Consider the following 23,693-nt stretch of genomic DNA (forward strand, 5'->3'; position numbering starts at 1 on the left):
CACCGGGGGCGGGGCCGGGCGGGGCCGGGGACGGACTGAAGCCGGTCCCGCCCGGCATGCCACCCGGGCCCCGGCTCGCGGCTCCCGTCAGGGCCCCGGCCGCGCCGCCGGGGCCCTGACGTAGCGACGTACTGTGCTGCCGTGCTGTGCTGACGTACCGTCAACTGCACTGCACTGGAACGGCAGCCGAACCGCACCGGACCGCTCCGGACCACACCGGGCCACACCATCACCGTTCACCTTCCCGACACCGCCGCGACGCCCGGAAGCCGCCCCGGCGGTGCGGAAAAGGTGAGTGGATATGCGGCGGCCCTGTGCGCCGACTGGGCGGCCCTGTGCGCCAACTGCCTGTGCGGCCAGGCCCGCAGAGACATATCCGTACGCCACCACCTGGAGACCGTATGACCGGCTCATCCCGTACGCAGTCCCCGTCCCGGGCCCGTGCCGCGCTGCGCGGGGCCGGCGCCGGGCTCGCCGTGGGCGCGCTCGCGCTCGGCGGGGTCGTCGCGGGCGGCGGCCCGGCCGGCGCGGCCGCGAAGCCGAACTGCGCCCTCCCCGCCAACGCCGCCAAGGGCGCAGCCACGAACGCCGCCCTCTGTGCCCAGCCCGGCGATCTGCTCGACGTGACGCTGGATCAGCTCATCCCCACCCAGCCCTCCGTCGGGTTCGACCAGATCTACTACAAACTCGGCCGCTACAGCAGCCCCAAGGACGAGCAGAACGGCGACTTCAACAAGCGCTTCGACGACTGGTGCGAGACCAACGGGCAGGAGGAGGCGGACACCGTCGAGCCCGGGGCCCGCCTGTCCGACCCGTCGAGTTTCACCTGCGCCGTCCCGCTTGGCGAGGAGACCGACGAGACGCGCGCCCAGATGAAGACCGTCGTCGTCGGCCCCGGCGGCAAGCTCTATCTGACCGACGGGCACCACACCCTGACGTCGTTCCTGGAGACCCCCGACGGCGGCCCCTCCATGCACATCCGGCTGCGCGTCACCGGCAATCTCAGCGACCTCTCCCCCGCCGCCTTCTGGCAGACCATGCAGGACCGGAAGTGGGTCTGGCTGCGCGACGAGAACAACCGGCCGATCACCGTCGACCAGCTCCCCAAGCGCCTCGGCCTCGCCAGCTTCCACGACGACCGCTACCGCAGCCTCGTCTACTTCACGCGCGACATCGGCTACCAGGCGCCCGACGACGCGGCCGAGTACCTGGAGTTCCTCTGGGGGACCTGGCTGCGGGACCGCGTGGACCTCGGTACGTACGACCTGAGCAGCCCCGCGTCCTATCTGGCCGCCGTCCGCAAGGCGTCCGAGGCCATGTCGGCGACCCCCGGCGACACCGTCATCGCCGACGGCCGCACCGCCGACGAGCTGGGCCGGATGGCCGAGTGGAACGACGGGAAGAAGCCGACGGGCGGCGAGTTCGGGAAGCTCAGCGCGCCGATCTCCGACGCGAAGCCCGGCAAACTGGCGTACGCGCTGGACTTCCGGAGCCGTGTCCCGGCCGCGCCCGTCTGTACGAACACGCTGACCGGCACCCACACCGGCCCGCTGGTCATCTCCGCCGGAGTCACCTGCCTCGACGGCACCCGGGTCACCGGGCCGATAGTGGTCCGCGCGGACGCCGGGCTGGTCGCGAAGGGCGCGGACATCACCGGGCCGGTGCAGGCGGTCGGCGCGCGGGTCGTCGAGCTGTGCGGGACATCGCTGACCGGGCCGCTGTCCGTCGTCAACACGAAGGAACGGCTGACGCTGTCGGGCCCCGGCTGCACGCCGAACACCCTGAACGGGCCGGTCCAGCTCGCGGGCAACGCCTCGTAGCACCGCACTCGCTCGCGGGCAGCGCTGCGCCTCGTAGTACCGCGCTTGCGGGCAAGGCCTCGTAACCGACACCCCGTAGCACCGTAGAAGAGCCGCCGGGAAATCGCCGGGCCGCCTCCGCGCGGCCCGGCTACACTCGGCCGCATGTTCCAGCACTACTACTTCCTGTGATTCCGGACCTGCTCCCCAGGTCCCCCGGAATCCAGCCCTGACCCGACGCGGCCCGCGCACAGACGGGTGCCCGCGCGGTCGGGGCATGTCACCCGACAGGAAGTAGCGATGCGCGAGCGCGCCCAATTGGCGATGAAGGATGTTTCCAAGGCGTACGGCGACCGGTCGGTCCTCGACCAGGTGTCGCTGACCGTACGCCCCGGCGAGAAGGCCGGAGTCATCGGGGAGAACGGCTCCGGCAAGTCGACCCTGCTGCGGCTGCTGGCCGGGGCCGAGCGCCCGGACGGCGGTGAGATCACCGTCCGCTTCCCCGGCGGTACCGGCCATCTCGCCCAGACCCTCGACGAAACCCTCGGCCTCGGTCCCGCCCACACCGTCCAGGACGCCGTCGACGCGGCCCTCGCCGAACTGCGCGAGCTGGAACGCCGGCTGCGCGCGGCCGAGGCGGCGCTCGGCGAGGCCGGGGACGCCGAACTGGCCGCGTACGGCGAGCTGTTGACGGTGTACGAGGAGCGCGGCGGCTATCAGGCCGATGCCCGGGTCGAGGCCGCGCTGCACGGGCTCGGGCTCGCCGGGATCGGCCGCGGCCGGCTCCTCCGCTCGCTCTCCGGCGGGGAGCAGTCCCGGCTCGCGCTGGCCTGCGTACTGGCGTCGGCGCCCGAACTGCTGCTGCTCGACGAGCCCACCAACCATCTCGACCTCCAGGCCACCACCTGGCTGGAGGACCAGCTCCGGGCGCACCGCGGAACGGTGGTCGCGGTCACCCACGACCGGGCGTTCCTGGAACGGATCGCGACGACGATCCTTGAGGTGGACCGGGATACGCGGGCGGTGACGCGGTACGGCGACGGCTGGCGCGGCTACCGTACGGCGAAAGCGGCGGCCCGCAACCGGTGGCGGCTGGACCACCTGGAGTGGGTGGCCGAGGTGGCCCGTACGGAGGAGCTCGTCGCGGCGGCGGGGCAGCGGCTGGCGAGCACGGGCAAGGACCCGCGCCAAGGCTTCGGCAAGCACCGCCGCGCGCACGAGGCGAAGCTGTCGGGCCGGGTGAGGGCGGCGCGGGAGAGACTGTGGCGGCTGCGGCAGGAGCCGGTCCCGGCGCCGCCGGAGCCGTTGAGGTTCCGGCCGACGCTGAGCGGGCCCGAGGCGGGCGCGGCGGACGGCCTCGCCGCCGGGCTCGACGACGTCGTCGTCGGGGACCGGCTGCACATCGCGCGTCTGCGGGTGCACACCGGTGAGCGGTTGCTGGTCACCGGGGCGAACGGCGCGGGCAAGAGCACCCTTCTCCGGGTGCTGGCCGGGGAGCTGCGGCCGGACAGCGGTTCCGTACTGCGTCCGGTGTCCAGCGGCTGTCTGGCGCAGGAACTCCCCGCCGTCGCCTCCCGGTTGCCCCTGCTCGCGGCCTTCGCGGCGGGGCGTCCCGGGATGCCGGAGGAGTACGCGGACGAACTGCTGGGCCTCGGTCTGTTCCGCGAGGACGACCTGACCGTGCCCGTCGCGGCGCTCTCGGTCGGCCAGCGGCGCAGGCTGGAACTGGCCCGGCTGGTGACCCGGCCCGCCGGCCTGCTGATCCTCGACGAGCCGACGAACCATCTCGCGCTCAGCCTGGTCGAGGAGCTGGAGGAGGCGCTGCGGACGTACGAGGGCGCGCTGGTGGTGGTCTCCCACGACCGCCGCTTCCGCGCCGGGTTCACGGGCAGGCGGCTGGAGTTGCGCGCGGGCCGCGTCGTACAGGACGTACAGGAGAGCGCCGAAAGCCCGGACGTGACCCGTACGGCCTAGTGTGGGGCGGATGTGGACCAGTGCGGAGACCGGCCGGGCGGAGACCTCGGCGCGGCCGGGCGGCGACGACGGCAGCCGGGCGTCCGGCCGGGGCCGGTGGCTGGTGCCGGTTGTCGTGACCGGTGCCGCCGTACCGTTCTACGTCCTGTGGGCCGCCCTGCTCGCCACCGGTGGTGGTGATCTGGCGGCCCAGTTCGCCTGGGCCGGGTTCGCGGCGCGGCATCCGGGCTCCGCGTACAACCTCGCCTGGTACGGCGGCACGCACACCGCCAACTACAGCGTGCTGGCGCCGCCGCTCATGGCGTTGCTCGGCGTCAGAACGGTGACCGTGGCAGCGGGGCTGGCCGGGACCTGGGTGCTGGGCGTGCTGTTCGTACGGGCGGGGGTACGGCGGGTGCGGCGGCCGCTGTGGCCCGCGCTGCTCGGGGCGGCGGCGCTCTGGTGCAATGTCGCGTCGGGGCGGACGACGTTCGCGCTGGGGGTGGCCATGGGCCTGCTGGCGCTCCTGTGCGTCCAGGGCCGGCAGCGGCGTACGCGCCTCATACGGGCCGCCGGCTGCGCCGCGCTCACCGCCCTGGCCAGCCCGGTCGCCGCGCTCTTCCTCGTCGTGGCGGGCGCGGCGTATCTGCTGGACCGGCGGTGGGCGAAGGGGGCGGCGCTGATCGTGCCGCCCTTCGTCGTCATAGCCGCGACAACCGTCCTCTTCCCTTTCCAGGGCGAACAGCCCATGAGCCCCGGCAAGCTGTGGATGCCGCTCGTCGCGAGTGCGGCGCTGTGCGCGGCGGCGCCGCGCGGCTGGCGGGTTGTGCGGTACGGCGCGGCCGTCTACGCCGTCGGGGTCGTCCTGACCTTTCTGGTCGCCTCGCCGATCGGTACGAATGTGGAGCGGCTGGTGGGGCTGGCGGGGCCGCCGGTGCTGCTCGCGGCCCTGCTGACACGCGCCCCGGACGTGCCACGTCCATCCGCCGCGCTCGACGCCCTGAAGGCCCGGCCCTGGCGGGCCCTCCCGCATCTCGTCCTCGCCGCCGCCCTCGTCGTGAACACCAACTGGCTGGCCGACAAGACCGAGGACGATCTCGTCGTGTCGAACACCGTGCCGTCGTGGGCCGCGCACACCGACGGGCTGGTCGCCGCCCTGGACCGGCTGGGGGCGGACCGTACGCGTGTCGAGGTCGTCCCCGCGCGCAACCACCGCGAGGCCGACATCCTCGCCCCGTACATCACCATGGCCCGCGGCTGGAACCGTCAGCTCGACGTCGAGCGCGGGCGCCTGTTCTACGAGGGCACGCTCACCGAGGCCCGCTACCGCGCCTGGCTGGACCGCTGGGCGGTGGGCTTCGTCGTACTGCACCACGGACAGCCCGACGGCCCGGCCGAGGCCGAAGCGGCGCTGGTCAGAAGCGGTCCGGAGTGGCTGGAGCGGGTGTACGAGGACGACGGCTGGACGGTCTACCGCGTACGGAACGCCGTCCCGCTGGTCTCCGCGCCCGCCTCGGTGGCCGGCGGCGACGCGGCGGACCTGGTGGTACGGATGCCGGAGCCGGGCTCGGTGACGGTACGGATCGCGTACTCCCCGTGGCTCAGGGCACGCGGCGCATGCGTGGAACAGGCAGGCGAGTGGGTGCGCCTGACGGTCCCGAAGGCGGGCGACTACCGCCTGGAGTCGCCATACCGCCTGCCTCGCGCGACGGCGGACTGCGCGCGGGGGTGACCGGCCGGCCGGACACGGCCGGGCACGCGCGAGGGCCGGGCGTGCACGAGGCCCGGGCGGCGGGGGCGGGGGCGGACGCGGGGGTGCCGGGCGCCAGGGCCGGGCGTACGCGAGGCCCGCGCACCGGACGTGGGGGGGGCCGGGCGGCGGATGTGAGGGCCGGTCGCCGGGCGTGGGGGCCGGGCGGCCCCTGCCGCTGGTTCGGTCGCGGGCCGGACGCTGATGCCCATGACCGTCCGCAGGCCGGCCGGCAACAGCAGGAGAGGGGAAGGCACATGCCAGAGCGCCATGTGGTCGTGGGGACCGACGGCTCGATCATCTCGACCCGCGCGCAGGACGCCGCCGCCGAGGAGGCGGCCCGCCGGTCGGTGCCGCTGGAGATCGTCTACGCCGTTCCGGATCTGGACGCGGCCGGGCCGGTGCTGGCCACGGCCGCGGCCCGGGTCCGTGCCCACCATCCCGGTCTGACCGTCCGGCTCGCCGCAGTCGACGCCGATCCCGCGGAGGCGCTGGCGAGGAAGGGCAGCCGGGCGGCGCTGACCGTGGTCGGCACGCGCGCCCTGGGCGGCCTCGCCGCGCTGGCCTCGCGCTCGGTGGCGCGCCGGCTGATGGAGCGTATCCACTGCCCGCTGCTGGTCGTCGGCGCGGGCCATCTCCCGTACCACACAGCGGCGGGCGACGTGCTGCTCGCCATCGAGACGGACGCGGACGCGGAGGCGACGGTCTACGCCGACGAGGAAGCCGTGCGCCGGGGCACGCGCGTACGGTTCGTCCACACGCCGCTCTACCGGCTGCCCGTACCGCCGGGACCGTGTCCGCCGGCCGCCCTGCGGGCACCGGGCGGCGCGGGCCTGCCGACGGGAACGGCGGCGCCCACGCGGGAAGCCGCCGGACAGCCGGACCGGACGGCTCCCCGGCTGTCCCTGGACGAGCTGATCGCCGCCACCGCGGAAGCGGGTGTCGTCGTCATCGCCCATCACCGGCACGGCGGCGGAGGTGTCCGGCACGAACAGACGGCGCACGCGCTGCTGCACCGCTCCCGCTGCCCGGTGCTGGTCGTTCCCTCGGACCTCGGCACGCGTCACGGCGGCGGTCTCTGAACGGACACATGGCGGCCGGCGCGTTCCCCGCGCCGGCCATGGCGCGGCTCAGCGCTGACCCTCGTCAACGGAAGGGTCCCGCTGGGCGTCCTGCGGGGCGGCGCGTGTCGCCAGGACCGCCGCCTGCACGCGGCGTTCCACGCCGAGCTTGGCCAGCAGCCGGGAAATGTTGTTCTTGACCGTCTTCTCCGAGAGATAGAGCCGCTTGCCGATCTGAGCGTTGGTCAGGCCCTTGCCGATCAGGGCGAGGATCTCGTGCTCGCGCGGCGAGAGGCCGTCCAGCGGTCCCGGTCCGGTCTCCGGCGCGGGCTCCTCCCCGCGCAGGCTGTTCATCAGGCGCGTTGTGGTGGCCGGGTCGAGCATCGACTGACCGGAGGCGACCGTACGGACCGCGGAGACGAGATCGGACCCCTTGATCTCCTTGAGCACATAGCCCGCGGCTCCGGCCATGATCGCGTCGAGGAGCGCGTCGTCGTCGTCGAACGAGGTGAGCATCAGACACGCCAGCCCGGGCATCGCCGACCGCAGCTCCCGACAGACCGTGATGCCGTCGCCGTCCGGCAGCCGTACATCGAGGACGGCGACGTCCGGGCGCAGCGCCGGGCCCCTGACCAGGGCCTGTTCAGCCGTTCCGGCCTCGCCGACGACCTCGATACCGGGCTCGGCGTCGAGCAGGTCGCGCACCCCGCGCCGTACCACCTCGTGATCGTCGAGCAGCAGTACCCGGATCGGCCGCTGCCGCGCGGATTCCCGGTCGTCGGTCATCTTCGTCCTCCAGGGGTTCGTGGGGCGCTGCCGCCGTTCGCTCCATCCTGCGCTCCATCCTGGCCGGTGCCTCGCCGCCCGTACCAGGGCCGGACGGCCCTGCCGCGCGTGCCTGACGGACGGTCACCCGCCGTGCCGTCGGCCTACGTTCACGGTGTACGTGCGTGGACTCCGCGGGGCGGCACTGCGGGAACGACGGGAACGACGGGGCGGCCGGGGTGCGGTGGGGCACCCCGGCCGGCTCCGCCGACGGTTCAGACGAGCCAGCGGTGGCGCTGTACGAAGGGCAGTTCCTGCCAGACCCGGCCGAGCCCCCAGGTGCGGCCCGCCCCGGCGACGGCGAGGACGATCATGATGACCGCGTACATGACGTGGTAGTCCACGACCGGGTTCGACGACATGCTGGGCGATCCGTCGGCGAGGTGCCGGGCCAATGGCCACTCCGCGGCCCACATGAGAGCCATCATCACGGTGCCCGCGGCGGCGGCGAGGCGCAGCGCGACGCCGGAGGTGAGCGCGAGACCGATACCGAGCATGCCCAGCATGAACAGCCAGTCGGTCCAGGCGTCCCCGGCCCAGGAGTTGAAGGCCGACTGGAACGGTCCGGCGGCGACGCCGCCGAGGAAGCCCTTGGTGGGTGAACCGCCGTCGATCCAGGCGCCGGAGGACTGAGTCGCGTAACCCCAGCCGAAGGCCTTGTCGAAGAACGCCCAGAGGAAGACGAATCCGATCAGGATGCGGGCCGTGGCGGCGACTTGGGCGAGCCGTCCCGTCACCGCCTCGGAACGGGCTGCGTCGGCCGGCACGACCGCCGTGGCCTGCCGCGACGCGGAGATGCGGAACCTGTTGTGGCGGGGCGTCTGGTGAACTGCCATGTCTGTCATCCCTTTCAGGGGGCGGGAGCGGTGTCGATGCCGTGTCGCGGTGTCAGTCGCTGTGTCGCGGCTTCAATCTCCCGCTGCCGGGGGCGGCGCCGCTGCGGCCCGACGGCCCTGCCCGGTGGGCCGAACGGCACTGGGACGAAGGCCTGTTGGGGTGGGCGGGCCCCGGGACGGCCGGCGGAACCGTGGCCGTACGCGAGGCCTCGCCGTGCGGACTGTGCGCGACGCGGGCCGATCAGGGCCGATCGGCCCGTCCCCGTGTCCGGGCGGTCCCTGGAACCGGACGGCCGAGGCGTCGGAGCCTGGAGCCGGACCCCGGACCCCCGGACCTGCGGGGCGCCGACAGCGCCGGACAGCGCAGAAGGAGAGAGCACGATGAAGCACACCAAGGTGGGCACCGTGATGACGAACGAGGTCGTCACCGCCGCGCCCGGCACCTCGTTCAAGGAGATCGCCCGGCTGCTCGCCGTCCATCGCGTCAGCGGGCTTCCGGTGCTCGATGACGACGACAAGGTCGTCGGTGTGGTCTCCGGTACCGATCTCCTTCGTACGGCCGGACGGACCGCGCCGGCCGGCCGTGCGAACCGTCTGCGCGCCCGGCTGAACCGGCTCGTCCAGGGCCGCCGCCGCACCCGGAAGGCCCCGGCCCGGCACGCCGGGACCCTGATGTCGAGCCCGGCGGTCACGGTGCGCGCCGAGAGCACCATCGCGGACGCGGCCCGGACCATGGCGCGGCGCGGAATCGAGCGGCTGCCGGTGGTGGACGAGGAGGACCGTCTCGTCGGCATCGTCACCCGGCGCGATCTGCTCCAGGTGTTCCTCCGCCCCGACGAGGAGATCAGGCGCACGGTTCTGGAGGAGGTGATCGACGGCACGCCATGGCTGGCGCCGCAGTCCGTCGCGGTGGAGGTGCGGGACGGCGTGGTCACACTCGCGGGCCAGGTGGAGCGGCTGAGCGAGAAGCCGGTCGCGCTGCGCATGGCGAGCCGGATCGACGGTGTGGTGGCGGTCGTCGACCGGCTCACCCACCGCGTGGACGACACACGCCTGCGCCCGGCGGGATGGGTCCCGCGCGAAGGCGGCGGCTCATGGCTCCGCGAGTTCTGAGGGAGCGGTCCGGCTCCATCGCCCGAGCCGGTCCGGCGCCGTCACCCGGACCGGTCCGCGCCATCGCCCGAGCCGGTTCGACACCATCGCCCGAGCCGGGCCGGTGCCGTCGCCCAGGCCGGTCCAGCGCCATCAGCCGGGCCGGTCCGACGCCATCACCCAGGCCAGTCCAGCGCCATCACCCGGGCCAGTCCAGCGCCATCGCCCAGGCCGGTCCGGCGCCGTCACCCAGGCCGGTTCGGCGCCGTCGCCCTCGGCGGTCCGGCTCCGTCACCCGGGCCGGTGCCCGTGTCCGGTCCCGGCGGGGGCCGGGCGGCAGGGCCTTCCGGGGTCCCGGCGGGGGGCCGGAGAGAAGAGCCGTCCGGCCCTCGCGCCGGACCGGCATGGGCCCGTACGGCCCTGGCGGCCCTCAGGGCGGGGACGGGAGGATCGCCGGACGACCGCTCACCCGGAACGGACCCCACCCGGAGCAAGGAATCCCATGAGCACAGCCCGTACCTTCTCGGCGCGGCATCCCATACGGGTGGTCCTCGTCGACGGCCAGGCGGAGGTCAGGCACGCGCTCGGCGAGGTCCTCCACGCCGAACCCGACATCCGCGTCGTCGGTCACGCCGGCTCCGCGGGCGAGGCACTGGCCACGGTCCCGTCACCGCCTCCCGATGTCGCGGTGCTGGATGTTCCGGCGCCCGACGCCGACGACATCACGGCCTGCCGCGAACTGCGGTCGGGAACGCCCGGTCTGGCCTGGCTCATGCTCACCTCGTTCGACGACGAGACGGCGCTGCTGAACGCCGTCCTGACAGGCGCCTCCGGTTATGTGCTCAAGCAGATCAAGGACTCCGCGCTCGTCTCCGCCGTCCGCGCCGTCGCCTCGGGCCGGTCGCTGCTCGACCCGGAGGCCGTCGCCCGGCTGCTGGGCGGTCCTCTCCACGGCCGGCCGCGGGCCGGCCCGGGGGCGCGGGCTCCGGCCGCGCTCTCCCCGGGGAGCGGCACATGCTGACGCTGCTCGGGGACGGGCTCACCGACCGCCAGTTGGGGCAGCGGCTCTTTCTCGCCGAGAAGACCGTCAGGCACCGGATCTCCGGTCTGCTGCCGAAACTCGGGGTACAGGAGTCGGGGTAGAGCGGGGTGTACGGACGCCTGTGACCGCCGTACGAACGGACCCACGGCTGCCCTGAGGAACGGGGCGCCGGCACCCGCTCAGCCCCGGCCCCTTTCACCGGGCTCCGCCGCGACCGCCGCCTCCGTCACAGCGACCGCCGCGACCGCCGCCTCCGTCACAGCAGCCGCCGCAGCCGCCGTCTCCACCGCGTCCGCCGTCCCGGCCGCGACCGCCACGTCCGCCGCCTCCGTCACAGCGACCACCGCGTCCGCCTTCTCCCTCCCGCCCGTCGGCAGCGGAACGCGCCAGACAAGACGGGAGCCGCCCCCGGGCGGGGTGTCGTGGACGAACGTGCCGCCCAGCGCGGCACTCCGCTCTTTGATGTTCCTCAGCCCGCTGCGCGGAGCGTCCGGCCCGAATCCCACACCGTCGTCCGTGACCGTCAGGGTCAGTTCCCCGGCCGCGACGACCAGGCGCACATCCACCGCCTTCGCCCGCGCGTGCCGCGCGGCATTGCTCAGCGCCTCCACCAGCACCGCGATCATGTGGTCGGCGATCGCGGCAGGCACGTCCGTGTCGACCAGCCCCTCCGTCCGGACGGCGGGGCTGAAGCCCAGCGAGGCCGCCGCCGCCTCGGCCGAGACCGCCAGCCGGGCCCGTACCCCGTGGCCCGTACGGCGGGTCTCCTGGGTGCGGAGTCCGAAGATCGTCGAGCGGATGATCTTGATCGTGTCGTCGAGGTCGTCGACCGCGCGTTCCAGGCGTTCCGCCGCCTGCGGGTGCTGGACGAACTTCTGGGTGCTCTGGAGGGTCATTCCCGTCGCGAACAGCCGCTGGATGGCGAGATCGTGAAGGTCACGGGCGATCCGGTCGCGGTCCTCCAGGAGAGCGATCTGCTCGGCGGCGCTGCGGCGTTCGGCCAGTTCCATGGCGAGCGCCGCCTGGCCGGCGAAACCGAGGAGCGGAACCGTCTGGCCCGCCCCGAAGGCGGGCCGCCCCGCCGCGCGGGCGAGCAGGAGCGTACCGCGCACACCGCCGGGGCCGCCCATCGGCACCGCCACCGCGGGGCCAAGACCCGCCCATCCGGAACCCCCGCCGACGGCCCTCGGATCACGGGCTATGTCGCCGCTGACGACGGGCTCCGCGGCGGAGAACGCCGCCCCGATGAAACCGTCGCCGACCGCCACCCGGAGCCCCTTGTACGCATCGGCGTCCGGGCCCACCGCGAGTACGGTACGGAGTTCGCCCGTGCCCTCGGCCGGCAGGGCCACCAGGCCGAGGTCCGCCGGCACGATCTGCCGGGCCCGCTCAATGATCAGTTCGAGCACCTCGGCACGCGGCCCCCCCGACAGCAGACTGCTCGTCACCTCGGCGCTGGCCGCGAGCCACTGCTCGCGGAGGCGCGCCTCCTCGTACAGCCGCGCGTTCTCAATGGCGACGCCCGCCGCCACCGCCAGCGTGGAGAGGACGGACTCGTCCTCCGCGTCGAACTCCTCGCCACCGCGCTTCTCGGTCAGATACAGATTCCCGAAGACCTCGTCGCGCACCCGGATGGGGACACCCAGGAAGGAGCTCATCGGCGGATGGCCGGCGGGAAATCCGTACGAGGAACGGTGGCCGGACAGCTCCGCCAGCCGCAGCGGCTGGGGATGGCGGATCAGCTCCCCGAGCAGCCCGTGCCCGCTGGGCAGCGGACCGATCCGGGACCTCAGCCCGTCGTCGATGCCCACGGTCAGGAACTCGGAGAGCTTGTCGTCGTCGCCGATCACGCCCAGCGCGCCGTACTCGGCGTCCACCAGCACGGTGGCGGCCTCGACGATGCCGCGCAGCACCTGAGCGAGATCCAGCTCGCGCCCCACCGAGAGCACCGCTTCCAGAAGGCCGTGCACCCGGTCCCGCGTATTGCGCACGGCGTCGATGCGGATCTGGAGTTCGTCGAGCAGTTCGTCCAGGCGCAGCCGTGGGAGATGCTCCGCCGCGTCCCTCTGTCCCGGTTCCACAGGTGCCCTCCACAGCCCTCGCGACAGCCCTCACGGCCGGCCGGCGGGCAGGCCCTGGGCCCACGATAGAGGCCGGTCGAACACCCAATATGCCCGAACCCCGGCCGATCCGTTGTCCGGCGGGGCCACCGCGCCCCCGCCCCGGCTACAGCTTCGCGCGGAAGATCCCCGCCGGGCGCTCGCGTCTGTACCCCAGCGCCTCGTTCACCGCCAGCATCGACACGTTGTCGTCGGCGACCGTCGTGCTGATCTCCCGTACGCCCGGGTGCAGTTCACGCAGTCTGGTCAGCAGATGGCGTTTGACGGCGCGGCCCAGGCCCAGGCCGCGGCGGGCCGGGACGACCACCGTGTCGTACTGCACCGCGCGGGTGTCGGCAGGGTCGCTCAGGACCACCTCGGTGTACGCGACGACGGCGTCGCCTTCCGTGCTGTCGAGGACAGCGGCGGTGAGGATGGTCCCGCCGCGCTCCTCGATCACCCGGGCGGCCGCCCGTACCCGTGCCACATCGGGGCCCGCCGTCTGGAGTCCGGCCCCGGACCCGGACCCCGGACCCGTCAGCGGCACGTCCCGTACCGTGGCGTGGGCCCGTGCGAACGACTCGGCCGGGCCGTCCGGGACCGCGCCCGACCAGTCGGTGAAGCGGAAGCCCGCGGGCAGGACCGGGCACGGGGTGCCGTCCACCGCCTGCCGGACGCGCAGCACGTACCAGCCGAGCGGCAGCACATTGGTGAAGCCGAGACTGTCGACGAACGCCTCGCCCGCGCCGCCGAGTTCGAGCACGGTCGAGACCGAGGTGCGGCCGTGCGCGAGGAGCCGGTCGCGCACGGCGGCCCAGAGCTCGGCGCCGACCCCGCGCCGCCGGGCGTCCGGCCGTACCACCAGCACTTCGAGGAAGGCCGCGTCCCGCTGCTCGCGGCCGGTGAGAAGGAGCAGCGAGGCGACACCTTCGTACGAGCCGTCCTCGGCCACCGCGGCGAGATGGATGTGGCGCCCGCCCAGCGGCGGGATCCGCAGCCTGCCCGCGGTCTCGGCCCTGCTGGGCTCGGGAGCCGAGGCCGGCAGATCGAGGACGTGGGCCACGCTGACCACCGCGTGCCAGGCGGCTGTCTCGGCGTCCGAGGGCGGGCTTCCCAGAGTGATCAGCATGGCTGGAACCTACGCGTGCGAGGAGGGCGACGCCCCGGCAGGGCGGGCGTCCGGGCGGGGCGGGGTGCCCGCGCCCCGACGACACGAGCACCCCGCCGGCGGCCCCGGCACCCCACGGCCTGCCCGGGACGGTGCGGCTCAGGCGGCCGCGTTCTCGGTGACCGTGACCCGTCCCTTGCGGATCGTGGCGAGCCGCGGGGCCCGGCGGGCGATCGAGCTGTCGTGAGTGACCATGATGAAGGTCAGGCCGTGCTCTTTCCAGAGTCCCTCCAGCAGTTCCATGATCTCGTCACGCATCGACTCGTCGAGATTTCCCGTGGGTTCATCGGCGAGCAGCACTTTCGGCCGCTTGACGAGCGCGCGGGCGATCGCGACGCGCTGCTGCTGGCCGCCGGAGAGTTCGCCGGGCACATGGCCGAGCCGCTCGCCGAGGCCGACGGAGTCCAGCGCCTCGGCGGCCCGCTCGCGCCGGGCGGCGCCCTTGAGGCCGAGGGGCACCAGGGCCGTCTCGACGTTCTCCTGCGCGGTGAGGGTGGGGATGAGGTTGAAGCTCTGGAAGACGAAGCCGATGTTCTCGGCGCGGACCTTGGTGAGCCGGGCCTCGGGCAGGGACGCGAGGTCGACCCCGTCGAACTCGACGGTCCCGCTGGTCGGGCGGTCGAGCCCGCCGAGCATCTGGAGGAGGGTGGACTTGCCGCCGCCGGTGGGGCCCTGGATGACGAGCCGGCCGCCGTCCTCGATGGTCAGATCGACGCCCGCGAGCGCGTCGACGGTCTTCTTGCCGCGCTGATAGCGCTTGGTGACGCCGCTGAGCTGGTACACGGTTCAACTCCTGCTGTACGGAACGGTGGTACGGGACTGCTGGTACGGGATTCCCGCCGCCGGGGCGGGACGGGGGCGGACCGGGGCGCGAAGGGGCCGGACGGGAGCGGCGGCGGTCACTCGACGCGGCGCAGCGCGTCGGCGGGCCGCAGCCGGGCCGCCCGCCAGCCGCCGAAGCCGCCCGCGATCAGCCCGCCCGCCACGGCGAGCCCGACGGCGACCGCGAGGGTGGCCAGGGAGACCGGCGCGGTCAGGGCGATGTCGAGCGCCTGGCCGGCGCCCTGCCGTGCGGGACCGCCGCCGCCGGCGATCGCCACCATGCCGCCACCGCCGCCGGGACCGCCCCGCCCGCCGCCGCCCGAGGAACCGAGCTGGGCGGTGAGGGTCGGGCTGATCGCGGTGACCAGATACGCGCCGCCGAGGCCCAGGGCGATCCCGAGCGCGCCGCCGAGCAGACCGTTGACCAGTGCCTCGCCGACCACCTGGCGGGTCACCCGGCCGCTCTTCCAGCCGAGCGCCTTGAGCGTGCCGAACTCCCGTACCCGGCGGCTGACCGCCGAGGACGTGAGCAGACCGGCCACCAGGAACGCCGCGATCAGCACGGCGATGGAGAGCCACTTGCCGACGGTGGTGGCCAGATCGGAGGCGGTGGACAGGGAGCCGGAGACGGTGTCCGCGAGATCGGCGGAGGTGGTGACGGTGGTGTCCGGGATGTTCTTCTGGATGGCTGCCTTGACGCTGTCGATCTGCTGGGAGTCGGCGGCCTTCACATAGACGGTGGTGACCTTGTCCTTGGAGTCGGACAGGGTCTGGGCCTTCTTCAGCGGGATGTAGAGGTTGGCGGCGGCATCACCGCTGTCGGCGGTGGCGACGCCGATGATGGTGAACTTGGTGCCGGATATGGTCACGGTCTTGCCGGTCGCGAGGCCCTTCTCCTTGGCGTACGCGCTGTCGACGACGGCGACCGCGGCATCGGTCTCGGAGCTGTTGAACGTACGGCCCGAGGTGATCCTGGAGGAGGTCAGCGGGCCGAGGGCGGGCGCGCTGACATCGGTCCCGTACACCGTGTAGGTGTCGACGTCGAACGCGGCGCCGCCGCCCTCGACCCGGCCGCCACCGCCGCCACCGCCGCCGGGACCGCCCATGCCGCCGCCGGGCGGCGCGGTGAACTCGCCGGGCTTGAACTCGCCGTTGACCTTGAGCACGGTCAGGCTCAGCCCGCCGACCGCGTCGGCGACGCCCTCCTGGTCGCCCACCTTCGCGACGGTCGACGCGGCCAGCGTCTCGAAGCCCTGGACCAGCACCCGGTCGCTGCTCTGCTCGTCGTCGCCCTTGGCGTCGAACTCGAAGCGGCGCCTGGGCTGGTTGTCGTCGCTGGGCGGCGGCGCGGCCTTGGTGACGGTCATGTCGGTGCCCAGGCCGTACAGCGACTGGAGGACCTTGTCCTGCGCTTGGCTCATTCCTGAGGAGACGGAGCTGACGACGATCACCAGCGCGATGCCCAGGGCGAGCCCCGAGGCGACGACGAGCGCCGCCTTTCTGCGACGGCGCAGCTCGCGCCGGAGATAGGTGAAGAACATGGGCCGAAGCTAGGCAGCGGGCGTGATGAAGTATTGAGGCCCCGGTGAGAGCTGGATGAGAACCGGGCCGGGAACGCGGACGGCGGCGGCACCAGGAAGGTGCCGCCGCCGTGCGGCGTACGGACGTACGAGGCGGGCCGGGATACGGGCCGGGCTCCGCCGGGCCGGATCAGACCGCGGAACCGGCCTGCCAGTCGGCCCAGTTGAGGTTCCAGCCGTTGAGACCGTTGTCGGGCTTGATGGTCTTGTCCGGGGAGTTCTTGACGACCACCACATCGCCGATCAGCGAGTTGTTGTAGAACCACGCCGCCGGCTGGTTGTCGTCGCCCGCGCCCTTCACATCCGCCAGACCGACACAGCCGTGGCTGGTGTTGACGGAGCCGAAGATCGACTTGGCGCCCCAGTAGTTGCCGTGGATGAAGGTGCCCGAGGTGGACAGGCGCATGGCGTGCGGGACGTCCTTGATGTCGTACTCGCCCTTGCCGTCGTCGTCCGTGAAGCCGACCGTCGCACCGTTCATCCGGGTCTCCTTGAACTTCTCGGAGATCACCATCTGCCCGTTGTACGTCGGGTTCTCGGGGGAGCCGGAGGAGATCGGGATGGTCTTGACCGTCTGGCCGTCCCGGGTGACCGTCATCGTCTTGCTCTGGGCGTCGACGGTGCTGACCTGGTTGCGGCCGATCGTGAAGGTGACCGTCTTCTGCTGCACCCCGAAGACGCCCGGGGCGCCCTCGACGCCGTCCAGGTCCAGCTTGAGGGTGACGGTCGAGTTGCCCTCCCAGTACTGCTCGGGGCGGAAGTCGAGCCGCTGCGAGTTGAACCAGTGGCCGACGACCTCCTGGCCGCTGCTGGAGGTGACCGTGATCCCCTCCTGGACGGCCTTCTGGTCGCTGATCGCCTTGTCGAAGTTGATCGAGACGGGCATGCCGACGCCGACCGTGGAGCCGTCCTCGGGGGTGAAGTTCCCGATGAAGCTGTTGGAGGGCGAGACGGTGGTGAAGGACGAGTTCTCATGGGCCGCACGGCCCTTGGCGTCCTTCGCCGACGCGGTGATCTTGTACGTGGTGGAGCGGTCGAGCTGCCCGTCCGGCTGCCAGCTCGTGGAGTCGTCGGACATCGTGCCGGGGACGTCGGTGCCGTCCGCGGTGGTCATGGTGACCTCGGACAGGGTGCCCTTGGTGACGGTGACCTTGGCGTCGTTGTTGATACCGACGTTCGTGGCGCCGTTCTTCGGCGAGATGGCTATCTGGGCCTCGGAGGTGTCCTTGGCCGCCGCCTCATCCACCTGGGCCTGCGACGACGGAGACTTCGTGCCCTCGGCGGACGCGTCGTCCGCACCCTCACTGCACGCCGAAAGGACGAGTACCCCGCCGAGCACCGCGGACGCGACCACGAGGCCCCTGCGCCGCTTGCTGTCCGTCATCACACGCTTCTCCATCATCGCCGCTAACCCTGCCGGTATCCATTAAGAACTGCTGTACCGGTTCGTCCGGTTCCACTTCAACCGAGATGTGGCGCACACCACTCGCCGTACCGCACGGAACCCGCCGTACCGCGTGACCGGTCGCACGGCATGGACGAGCCCCGGCCCGTCGGCTGACGCGGACCGGGGCTTACCAGGGTGACACGCTCCAGCGCTAGCCCCGACCAGCTCGGACTTCCTCCTCTTCTTCCTCACGAACGCCGTCGCTGTCCTCGGCGGCGAGGTCGTCGTCGGCGTCAGCGTCGGCGGCGGCATCGGCGGCGCTTTCGAGGTCCCACTCCACGGAGTCCGGGTCGTAGTCGATCTGCTCGCTGCTCCACGAGGCCTGGGCGAGCTGGACCCCGGGGACGCTTCTGACCAGGTCGAACGGTTCCACGAGATACGCGATGGCCTCGGCCTCGTCCTCCTGCACCGCCGACTCCGCGTGGGCGCGCTCGTCGTCCGGCATGAACTCGTCGGCGCCGATACGGCCGAGGGCGGTGGCGCTCAGTTTCTCGGGGTCGTCGACCTCAAGCACCAATTCCACCCGAAGCCGTACATACCGTGATGTTTCTGTAGTGGTCATACGACGGAGGGTAGAGCGCGGAACCCTCTCGACTTTCCCGCGACCCGCTGCTTTCACTAGCATCGGCGCACCCAGCCAATTCGGCGTTGTCACAAGGGGGATCGATTCCGTGTCCGTCGTACGCCGACCGCTGTTGACCGCCCTCGCCGCCGGGGCGCTGCTCTGTGCTCTGTGGTTCGTTCCTTCCGCGAACGCCACGGATGACCGGAGCGGCCCGGCGCAGGTGTCGGAGCGGACCGTGCACAGCCTCTCCTCCGGGGAGTCCGACGAGGACTCCGCGGCCGCGGAAAGCCCGCGGCAGCTCGCCCTCGCCGATCCGGGCGGTGTGGACGCCACGCCGTATCTGTTCGGGGGGTCCGCGATCCTCGGGATCGTCACCGGGCTCGTCGTGCACTCGGTGCGCAGAGGCAACAGGGCGCTGTAAGGCGCCGCCGTACGAGTACGAGGGGGCCGCCCGGCACAGTCCGGGCGGCCCCCTCCGTCGTACGTCCGCGCCCGGCTCAGGCCAGCGGGCCGGTCACCGTCTCGACGGCGTCGATCAGCGCGCCCTCGCGTACGAAGGCGTCGGCGGCGGCGAGGTCGGGCGCGAGGAAGCGGTCGGGGCCGGGGCCCTGGACCCCCGCGTCGCGCAGGGCGCCGATGGCGGCGAGGGAGGCGGGCGCGGGCGTCAGCCCGTCCCGCAGCTCGATGGCGCGCGTCGCCGCGTACAGCTCCACGGCGATGATCCTGGTCAGATGGCCGACGGCGGTACGGAGCTTGCGCGCGGCCGACCAGCCCATGGAGACATGGTCCTCCTGCATCGCGGAGGAGGGGATCGAGTCGACCGACGCGGGGACCGCGAGCCGCTTCATCTCGCTGACCAGGGCGGCCTGGGTGTACTGGGCGATCATCAGGCCCGAGTCGACACCGGGGTCCTCGGCGAGGAAGGGCGGCAGTCCGTGGGAGCGGTTCTTGTCGAGGAGCCGGTCCGTACGGCGCTCCGCGATGGAGCCGAGGTCGGCGGCGGCGATCGCCAGGAAGTCCAGGACGTACGCGACGGGGGCGCCGTGGAAGTTGCCGTTGGACTCGACGCGGCCGTCGGGCAGGACGACGGGGTTGTCGACCGCGGAGGCCAGTTCGCGTTCCGCGACCACGCCCGCGTACTCCAGGGTGTCCCGGCCCGCGCCCGCGACCTGGGGGGCGCAGCGCACGGAGTAGGCGTCCTGGACGCGCGGGGCCTCGTCCTGCTGGAAGTGCCCGGTGAGCCCGGACCCGGCGAGGACCCGCAGCATGTTGGCGGCGCTGACGCCCTGGCCGGGGTGCGGGCGGATGGCGTGCAGCTCGGGGGCGAGGACCTTGGCGGTGCCGAGCAGCGCCTCCAGGCTGAGGGCCGCGGTGATGTCGGCGGAGATGTAGAGGCGGCGCAGATCGTCGATGGCCATGACCAGCATGCCGAGCATGCCGTCGGTGCCGTTGAGCAGGGCGAGCCCTTCCTTCTCGCGCAGTTCGACGGGGGCGATGCCGTGGGCGGCGAGCAGTTCGGCGGCCGGGGCGACGGTGCCGTCGGGGCCCTCGGCGTCGCCCTCGCCCATGAGCGTCAGCGCGCAGTGCGAGAGCGGCGCGAGGTCGCCGGAGCAGCCGAGGGAGCCGAACTCGTGGACGACGGGGGTGATCCCGGCGTTCAGCACGGCGGCCATGGTGCGGGCGACGTCGGGGCGTACGCCGGTCCGCCCCGACGCGAGGGTCTTGAGCCGCAGGAACATCAGCGCGCGCACGACCTCCCGCTCGACGCGGGGGCCCATGCCGGCGGCGTGCGACCGCACGATGTTGCGCTGCAACCGCGCCCGCAGGTCCTGCCCGATGTGCCGGGTGGCGAGCGCGCCGAACCCGGTGGAGACGCCGTACACGGGCTCGGGCTTGGCGGCGAGCGCGTCCACGACGTCCCGCGCCTCGGCCATGGCCCGCAGGGCGTCCCCGGAAAGCTCGACGGGGGCGCGGTGGCGGGCGACGGCGATGACATCCGCGGCGGTGGCGCCGGCGGTCCCCACCACGACAGTGTGCATATCCATATTCAGAACCCTACGGACTGAATCCGTCCATGTCACGGGAGGGGTCGGAGGCGGGCTGTTGTCCGACCGGGTCCGCCCTGGTCCGCCTCGGGGCTATGTGACCGGCCGGGGGCGGATCGTGGTGGCCAGCAGCGTCAGCTTGTCGGCGTTCGTGCCCGGGTCCGGGTGGTAGACGACCAGCGTCTGGCCCGCCGTACCCGCGACGCCCAGCCTCTCGCGGTGCAGCCGCAGGGCACCGACCTGGGGGTGGTCGATGGTCTTGGGGGTGCCTTCGCACGCCACCACGTCGTGGCGGGCCCACAGCTCGCTGAAACGGGGGCTGGCGAGGGAGAGTTCACCGACGAGTCCGATGAACCGGGGGTCGTCCGTGTCGGTGCCCACGGACTCGCGGAAGCCGGCGACCAAGCCGGCGGCGGCGTCCTCCCAGTCCGGGTAGAGGGCCTGCTCGGCGGGGTCGAGGAACACGTCCCGCAGCCGGTTGCCCCCTGCCACGAACCGCGGTGACAGGGCGGTCGCCAGGGCGTTGGCGGCGAGGACGTCGAAGTAACGGCCCTCGACCAGCGCGGGCAGTGGGAGCGTGGCGACGAGCTGGGCGATGCCCGGCGGAACGGTCTCCTTACGGGGCCGGCGCCGACGCCGGCGGGGCTTGCCGGCGCCGAGGCGCAGCAGATACGCCGTCGCGTCGTCGTCGAGCCGCAGCACCCGGGCGAGGGACTCCAGGACCTGCGCGGACGGATTGCGGTCGCGGCCCTGTTCCAGGCGCAGGTAGTAGTCGGCGCTGATGCCGGCGAGCATCGCGACCTCTTCCCGGCGCAGGCCCGGCACGCGCCGTACCCCCAGGACGGGGATACCGGCCTGTTCGGGAGTGACGAGCTCACGGCGGGCGCGTACGTAGTCGCCCAGCGGATTCGGTTCGTCGCCCATCTCCGCACTGTAATCCGGGCGACCGCGCGCGTGCCTGGCCCTGTCACCCCCAGGATCGCGGGGGCCCTCGCCCGGCCGGTACGTCAGAGGCAGCCTGGTAGGCATGACAACGTATCTGCTGGTACATGGCGCCTGGCACGGCGGACAGTGCTGGGAGCGGGTGGTCCCGCTGCTGGCGTCGGCCGGACACCGGGTGCTCGCGCCGTCGCTGACCGGGCACGGCGACAAGGCGCATCTGCTCAGCCGCGAGGTGGGGCTCGACACACACACCGACGACATCGTCGGGCTGATCACCGAGGAAGACCTCACCGATGTGGTCCTCGTGGGGCACAGCTATGCCGGGCTGGTCATCTCGTCCGCGGCCAACCGGGTCCCGGACCGGATCGCGCGTCTGGTCTACCTTGACGCGATGGTCCCGGAGGACGGCGAGAGCGCGGCGGACGTCCAGCCGATGACCCGCGTGCTGATCGACCACGCCACGAAGTCCGAGCCCGGCTGGCGGGTTCCGCCACTCCCCGAGCTGCCGCCGCCCGCGGGGCTGTTCGGCGTCACGGACCCGGCGGACGTCGCCTGGCTGCGCACGATGCTGTCGGATCAGTCGGTGCGCTGCCTCCAGCAGCCGGTACGGCTGGACAACCCGGCGGCGCGCACGATCCCGCGCACGCACATCCACTGCGTGGTCGGCGAGCCGGAGGGGATTGTGCGGCGCCCTGTCCCCGCGGGGGAGCGCGTGTGGGAACTGCCCACGGGCCACGATTGCATGATCACCATGCCAACCGAACTGACGGCCCTGCTCCTCAAACTCCCCTGACCTGACCCCGGCACCGGGGCCGCCGGTTCCGTCCTCAAACGCCGGACAGGCTTGATTGCGCCGGCCGGCACCGACCAGGCCCCGGCACCAGGGACGCCGGTCCGTCCTCAATCGCCGGACGGGCTTGAATGTGCCGGGCGGCACCGAGTGTGCGGCGTGGTGGGTGCGGGTGCCGGGGCCTCCGGAGGTACATGTCCGGACTGCTATCCTCACCGCGCTTCGCGCGAGCTGCGACGCTTTACGTCCGGACACGCACCTCCTACGACCCCGACCCCCTCCCGCCGGCGGTCAACTACCGCCCGGGGGTGGGTGGGGGTGGGTGGGGGTGGAACCCACGGGCCGTGCTTCGCCTGCGCGCCGCGCATCAAGCCCGCGCAACGGGCGTCCGCTCCCGCCGGGCGGAATCCGACCCACCGGGCGGGAGGGGGGCGGGGTCGGAGGAGGTGCGTGGCCGGACACTAAAGCGTGATTTGTGGCGCCGGGACGCGTGATACTCCGTACGCCTCAGGGCGCCGTAAATCATGCCGTCCGGACATCCGCCTCCGGAGGCCCCGACACCCGCACCACCCACCACCCAAGCCCGTCCGGCGATTGAGGACGGAACCGGCAACCCCGACGCCGGGGACCAACAGACGCCGGGGACCAACACCGGCCCCGCACCACGACCCCCTAGCCGGGAGGCGGCTGCGCGTCGCGGAAAGTGCGGCGGTCCGCACCCCTCGGCGGCGCGTCCGCCAGCGCCACCACCCTCGCGTCCCGCCCCGCCACCACCGGCACCCGCGACCGCGCCCCCTTCGCCCGGTACTGCGCCGCGTCCGCCAGGCGGAAGAGGCGGCGGGCCGAGCGGACGTCGCCGATCGGGTCGCCCGTCGAGGCGATACCGCACGCCACCCCCTCGCCCAGATTCAGCTCGCCGGCGCGCACACACAGCTCGTCCGCCACCGCGATCACCTCGTCCGCCGAAGGCCCCACCGCCACCAGGCAGAACTCGTCGCCGCCCAGCCGCGCCGCCAGCGCGCCCGGGAGCTTCGCGCCGCAGACCGACAGCACCGTGCCGAACCGTTCCAGCAGACGGTCGCCGACCGCGTGCCCATGCGTGTCGTTGACCCGCTTCAGACCGTTGAGGTCGCAGACGACCAGACTGACGACCGCCCCCTCACGCCGGTGCCGGGCGACCGCCTCGTCGAGCCGTACATCCACCGCCCGCCGGTTCGCGAGCCCGGTCAGCGGGTCGGTGAAGGCGAGGCGGCGCACCTCTTCGAGCCGCTCGGTCTGCGCGAGCCCGGCCGCGACCACGGACGCGATGACGGTCGCGAAGTCCGCGTCGTCCCGGCCGAACACCGGCGCCCCCCGCGGCCGTGCCACATACAGCTCGCCCCACGCCCGCCCGTGCAGCACCACCGGCGCGACGACACAGCAGCCACGGCCGCGCCTGCGCAGAGCAGCGGCACGCGGGCCGCCGCCACCGGAGCCCGCCCCCACCGACGGCCCCGACGACGGCCCCGACGCCGTCTCGACCCACGCGCTCGGCCCCGCCCCCAACGCCCACCGCTCATGCGGAAACTCCGCGATCTCCGGGAACTCGTGCACGGGATACGTCTCGTCCTCGGGGAACTCCTCCTCCCCCTCGGCCCGCTCCCCCGCGTTCACCAGCACCTTGAGCCGCCCCTGGTCCCGCTCCCACACCGACAGCGCCCCGAAGCTGCCCCCGAGCGCCTCCATCGCGCCCCGCGCGGCGGCCCGCCAGGACGCACTCTCCGTCGGGGCCGCCGCCATTGCCTGAGAAAGTTCCACTATGGCGCGCAGTCGCCCGTCCACTCCCATTCACCCAGCTTAGGACGGTATGGGGGAATTTGATCATTGGAGCAAGTGTC

The 23,693-nt window shown here is 73.0% G+C and carries 20 protein-coding genes; 9 read left to right on the forward strand and 11 right to left on the reverse strand.

Going from position 1 to position 23,693, the window contains the following annotated elements; all coding sequences use genetic code 11:
* Positions 1-401 precede the first annotated feature (401 nt).
* From KQY30_RS12870 to KQY30_RS12885, 4 genes are all read left to right on the forward strand, one after another.
* Positions 402-1,820 carry a ParB/Srx family N-terminal domain-containing protein gene (locus tag KQY30_RS12870; protein WP_217306947.1) on the forward strand — a complete coding sequence of 473 codons (1,419 nt, stop codon included), beginning with the start codon at positions 402-404 and terminating at the stop codon, positions 1,818-1,820.
* Between the two features lie 279 nt (positions 1,821-2,099).
* Positions 2,100-3,773, forward strand: coding sequence for a ribosomal protection-like ABC-F family protein (gene abc-f / locus KQY30_RS12875; RefSeq protein WP_217306948.1), 1,674 nt, complete (start codon positions 2,100-2,102; stop codon positions 3,771-3,773).
* Between the two features lie 103 nt (positions 3,774-3,876).
* Positions 3,877-5,484, forward strand: coding sequence for a hypothetical protein (locus KQY30_RS12880; RefSeq protein WP_217311017.1), 1,608 nt, complete (start codon positions 3,877-3,879; stop codon positions 5,482-5,484).
* Positions 5,485-5,759: 275 nt separating this feature from the next.
* The gene (locus KQY30_RS12885; RefSeq protein WP_217306949.1) at positions 5,760-6,584 is read left to right on the forward strand and encodes a universal stress protein; all 825 of its coding nucleotides are present in this window, start codon (positions 5,760-5,762) and stop codon (positions 6,582-6,584) included.
* Positions 6,585-6,632: 48 nt separating this feature from the next.
* On the opposite strand, the gene KQY30_RS12890 is transcribed toward KQY30_RS12885, so the two are convergent.
* Both KQY30_RS12890 and KQY30_RS12895 read right to left on the reverse strand, forming a co-directional pair.
* A complete protein-coding gene (locus KQY30_RS12890) occupies positions 6,633-7,349 on the reverse strand; it encodes a response regulator transcription factor (RefSeq protein WP_217306950.1) in 717 nt (238 codons plus the stop codon).
* A gap of 254 nt (positions 7,350-7,603) precedes the next feature.
* A complete protein-coding gene (locus KQY30_RS12895; RefSeq protein ID WP_217306951.1) occupies positions 7,604-8,224 on the reverse strand; it encodes a DoxX family membrane protein in 621 nt (206 codons plus the stop codon).
* A 381-nt stretch (positions 8,225-8,605) separates the two neighbouring features.
* Here KQY30_RS12895 and KQY30_RS12900 point away from each other — a divergent pair, with 381 nt between their 5' ends.
* The 3 genes from KQY30_RS12900 to KQY30_RS37415 all read left to right on the forward strand — a co-directional run bounded on the left by KQY30_RS12900 (position 8,606) and on the right by KQY30_RS37415 (position 10,459).
* Complete coding sequence (locus KQY30_RS12900) at positions 8,606-9,337, forward strand: CBS domain-containing protein (RefSeq protein WP_217306952.1); 732 nt, start codon at positions 8,606-8,608, stop codon at positions 9,335-9,337.
* Between the two features lie 481 nt (positions 9,338-9,818).
* Positions 9,819-10,337, forward strand: a complete 519-nt coding sequence (locus tag KQY30_RS12905) for a response regulator transcription factor (RefSeq protein WP_367997417.1) — start codon at positions 9,819-9,821, stop codon at positions 10,335-10,337.
* The gene (locus KQY30_RS37415; RefSeq protein ID WP_367997418.1) at positions 10,331-10,459 is read left to right on the forward strand and encodes a LuxR C-terminal-related transcriptional regulator; all 129 of its coding nucleotides are present in this window, start codon (positions 10,331-10,333) and stop codon (positions 10,457-10,459) included. The genes KQY30_RS12905 and KQY30_RS37415 overlap by 7 nt, the downstream gene beginning before the upstream one ends.
* 78 nt (positions 10,460-10,537) lie before the next feature.
* On the opposite strand, the gene KQY30_RS12910 is transcribed toward KQY30_RS37415, so the two are convergent.
* From KQY30_RS12910 to KQY30_RS12935, 6 genes are all read right to left on the reverse strand, one after another.
* Positions 10,538-12,439 carry a GAF domain-containing sensor histidine kinase gene (locus tag KQY30_RS12910; protein WP_217306953.1) on the reverse strand — a complete coding sequence of 634 codons (1,902 nt, stop codon included), beginning with the start codon at positions 12,437-12,439 and terminating at the stop codon, positions 10,538-10,540.
* A gap of 145 nt (positions 12,440-12,584) precedes the next feature.
* On the reverse strand, positions 12,585-13,586 hold the full coding sequence (locus tag KQY30_RS12915; protein WP_217306954.1) for a GNAT family N-acetyltransferase: 1,002 nt from the start codon (positions 13,584-13,586) through the stop codon (positions 12,585-12,587).
* 138 nt (positions 13,587-13,724) lie between these two features.
* Entirely contained in the window at positions 13,725-14,408 is a 684-nt protein-coding gene (locus tag KQY30_RS12920; protein ID WP_046500707.1) for an ABC transporter ATP-binding protein, read from the reverse strand.
* Between the two features lie 116 nt (positions 14,409-14,524).
* Complete coding sequence (locus KQY30_RS12925; protein ID WP_217306955.1) at positions 14,525-15,988, reverse strand: ABC transporter permease; 1,464 nt, start codon at positions 15,986-15,988, stop codon at positions 14,525-14,527.
* A gap of 169 nt (positions 15,989-16,157) precedes the next feature.
* Positions 16,158-17,426: an Ig-like domain-containing protein gene (locus KQY30_RS12930; RefSeq protein WP_217311018.1), complete on the reverse strand. Its 1,269-nt coding sequence runs from the start codon at positions 17,424-17,426 to the stop codon at positions 16,158-16,160.
* A 199-nt stretch (positions 17,427-17,625) separates the two neighbouring features.
* A complete protein-coding gene (locus KQY30_RS12935; protein ID WP_217306956.1) occupies positions 17,626-18,036 on the reverse strand; it encodes a hypothetical protein in 411 nt (136 codons plus the stop codon).
* Between the two features lie 109 nt (positions 18,037-18,145).
* Here KQY30_RS12935 and KQY30_RS12940 point away from each other — a divergent pair, with 109 nt between their 5' ends.
* Complete coding sequence (locus tag KQY30_RS12940) at positions 18,146-18,460, forward strand: hypothetical protein (RefSeq protein ID WP_217306957.1); 315 nt, start codon at positions 18,146-18,148, stop codon at positions 18,458-18,460.
* A gap of 76 nt (positions 18,461-18,536) precedes the next feature.
* Here the strand turns inward: KQY30_RS12940 and hutH are convergent, their stop codons facing one another.
* Positions 18,537-20,084, reverse strand: a complete 1,548-nt coding sequence (gene hutH, locus KQY30_RS12945) for a histidine ammonia-lyase (protein WP_217306958.1) — start codon at positions 20,082-20,084, stop codon at positions 18,537-18,539.
* 93 nt (positions 20,085-20,177) lie between these two features.
* On the reverse strand, positions 20,178-21,008 hold the full coding sequence (locus tag KQY30_RS12950) for a helix-turn-helix domain-containing protein (RefSeq protein ID WP_217306959.1): 831 nt from the start codon (positions 21,006-21,008) through the stop codon (positions 20,178-20,180).
* Between the two features lie 103 nt (positions 21,009-21,111).
* On the opposite strand from KQY30_RS12950, the gene KQY30_RS12955 reads away from it, so the two are divergent.
* Positions 21,112-21,819, forward strand: coding sequence for an alpha/beta fold hydrolase (locus KQY30_RS12955; protein ID WP_217306960.1), 708 nt, complete (start codon positions 21,112-21,114; stop codon positions 21,817-21,819).
* A 669-nt stretch (positions 21,820-22,488) separates the two neighbouring features.
* On the opposite strand, the gene KQY30_RS12960 is transcribed toward KQY30_RS12955, so the two are convergent.
* Positions 22,489-23,643: a diguanylate cyclase gene (locus KQY30_RS12960; protein WP_217306961.1), complete on the reverse strand. Its 1,155-nt coding sequence runs from the start codon at positions 23,641-23,643 to the stop codon at positions 22,489-22,491.
* Positions 23,644-23,693 lie beyond the last annotated feature (50 nt).

Source organism: Streptomyces sp. GMY02 (assembly GCF_019056675.1).
GTDB classification, from domain to species: Bacteria; Actinomycetota; Actinomycetes; order Streptomycetales; family Streptomycetaceae; genus Streptomyces; species Streptomyces odonnellii.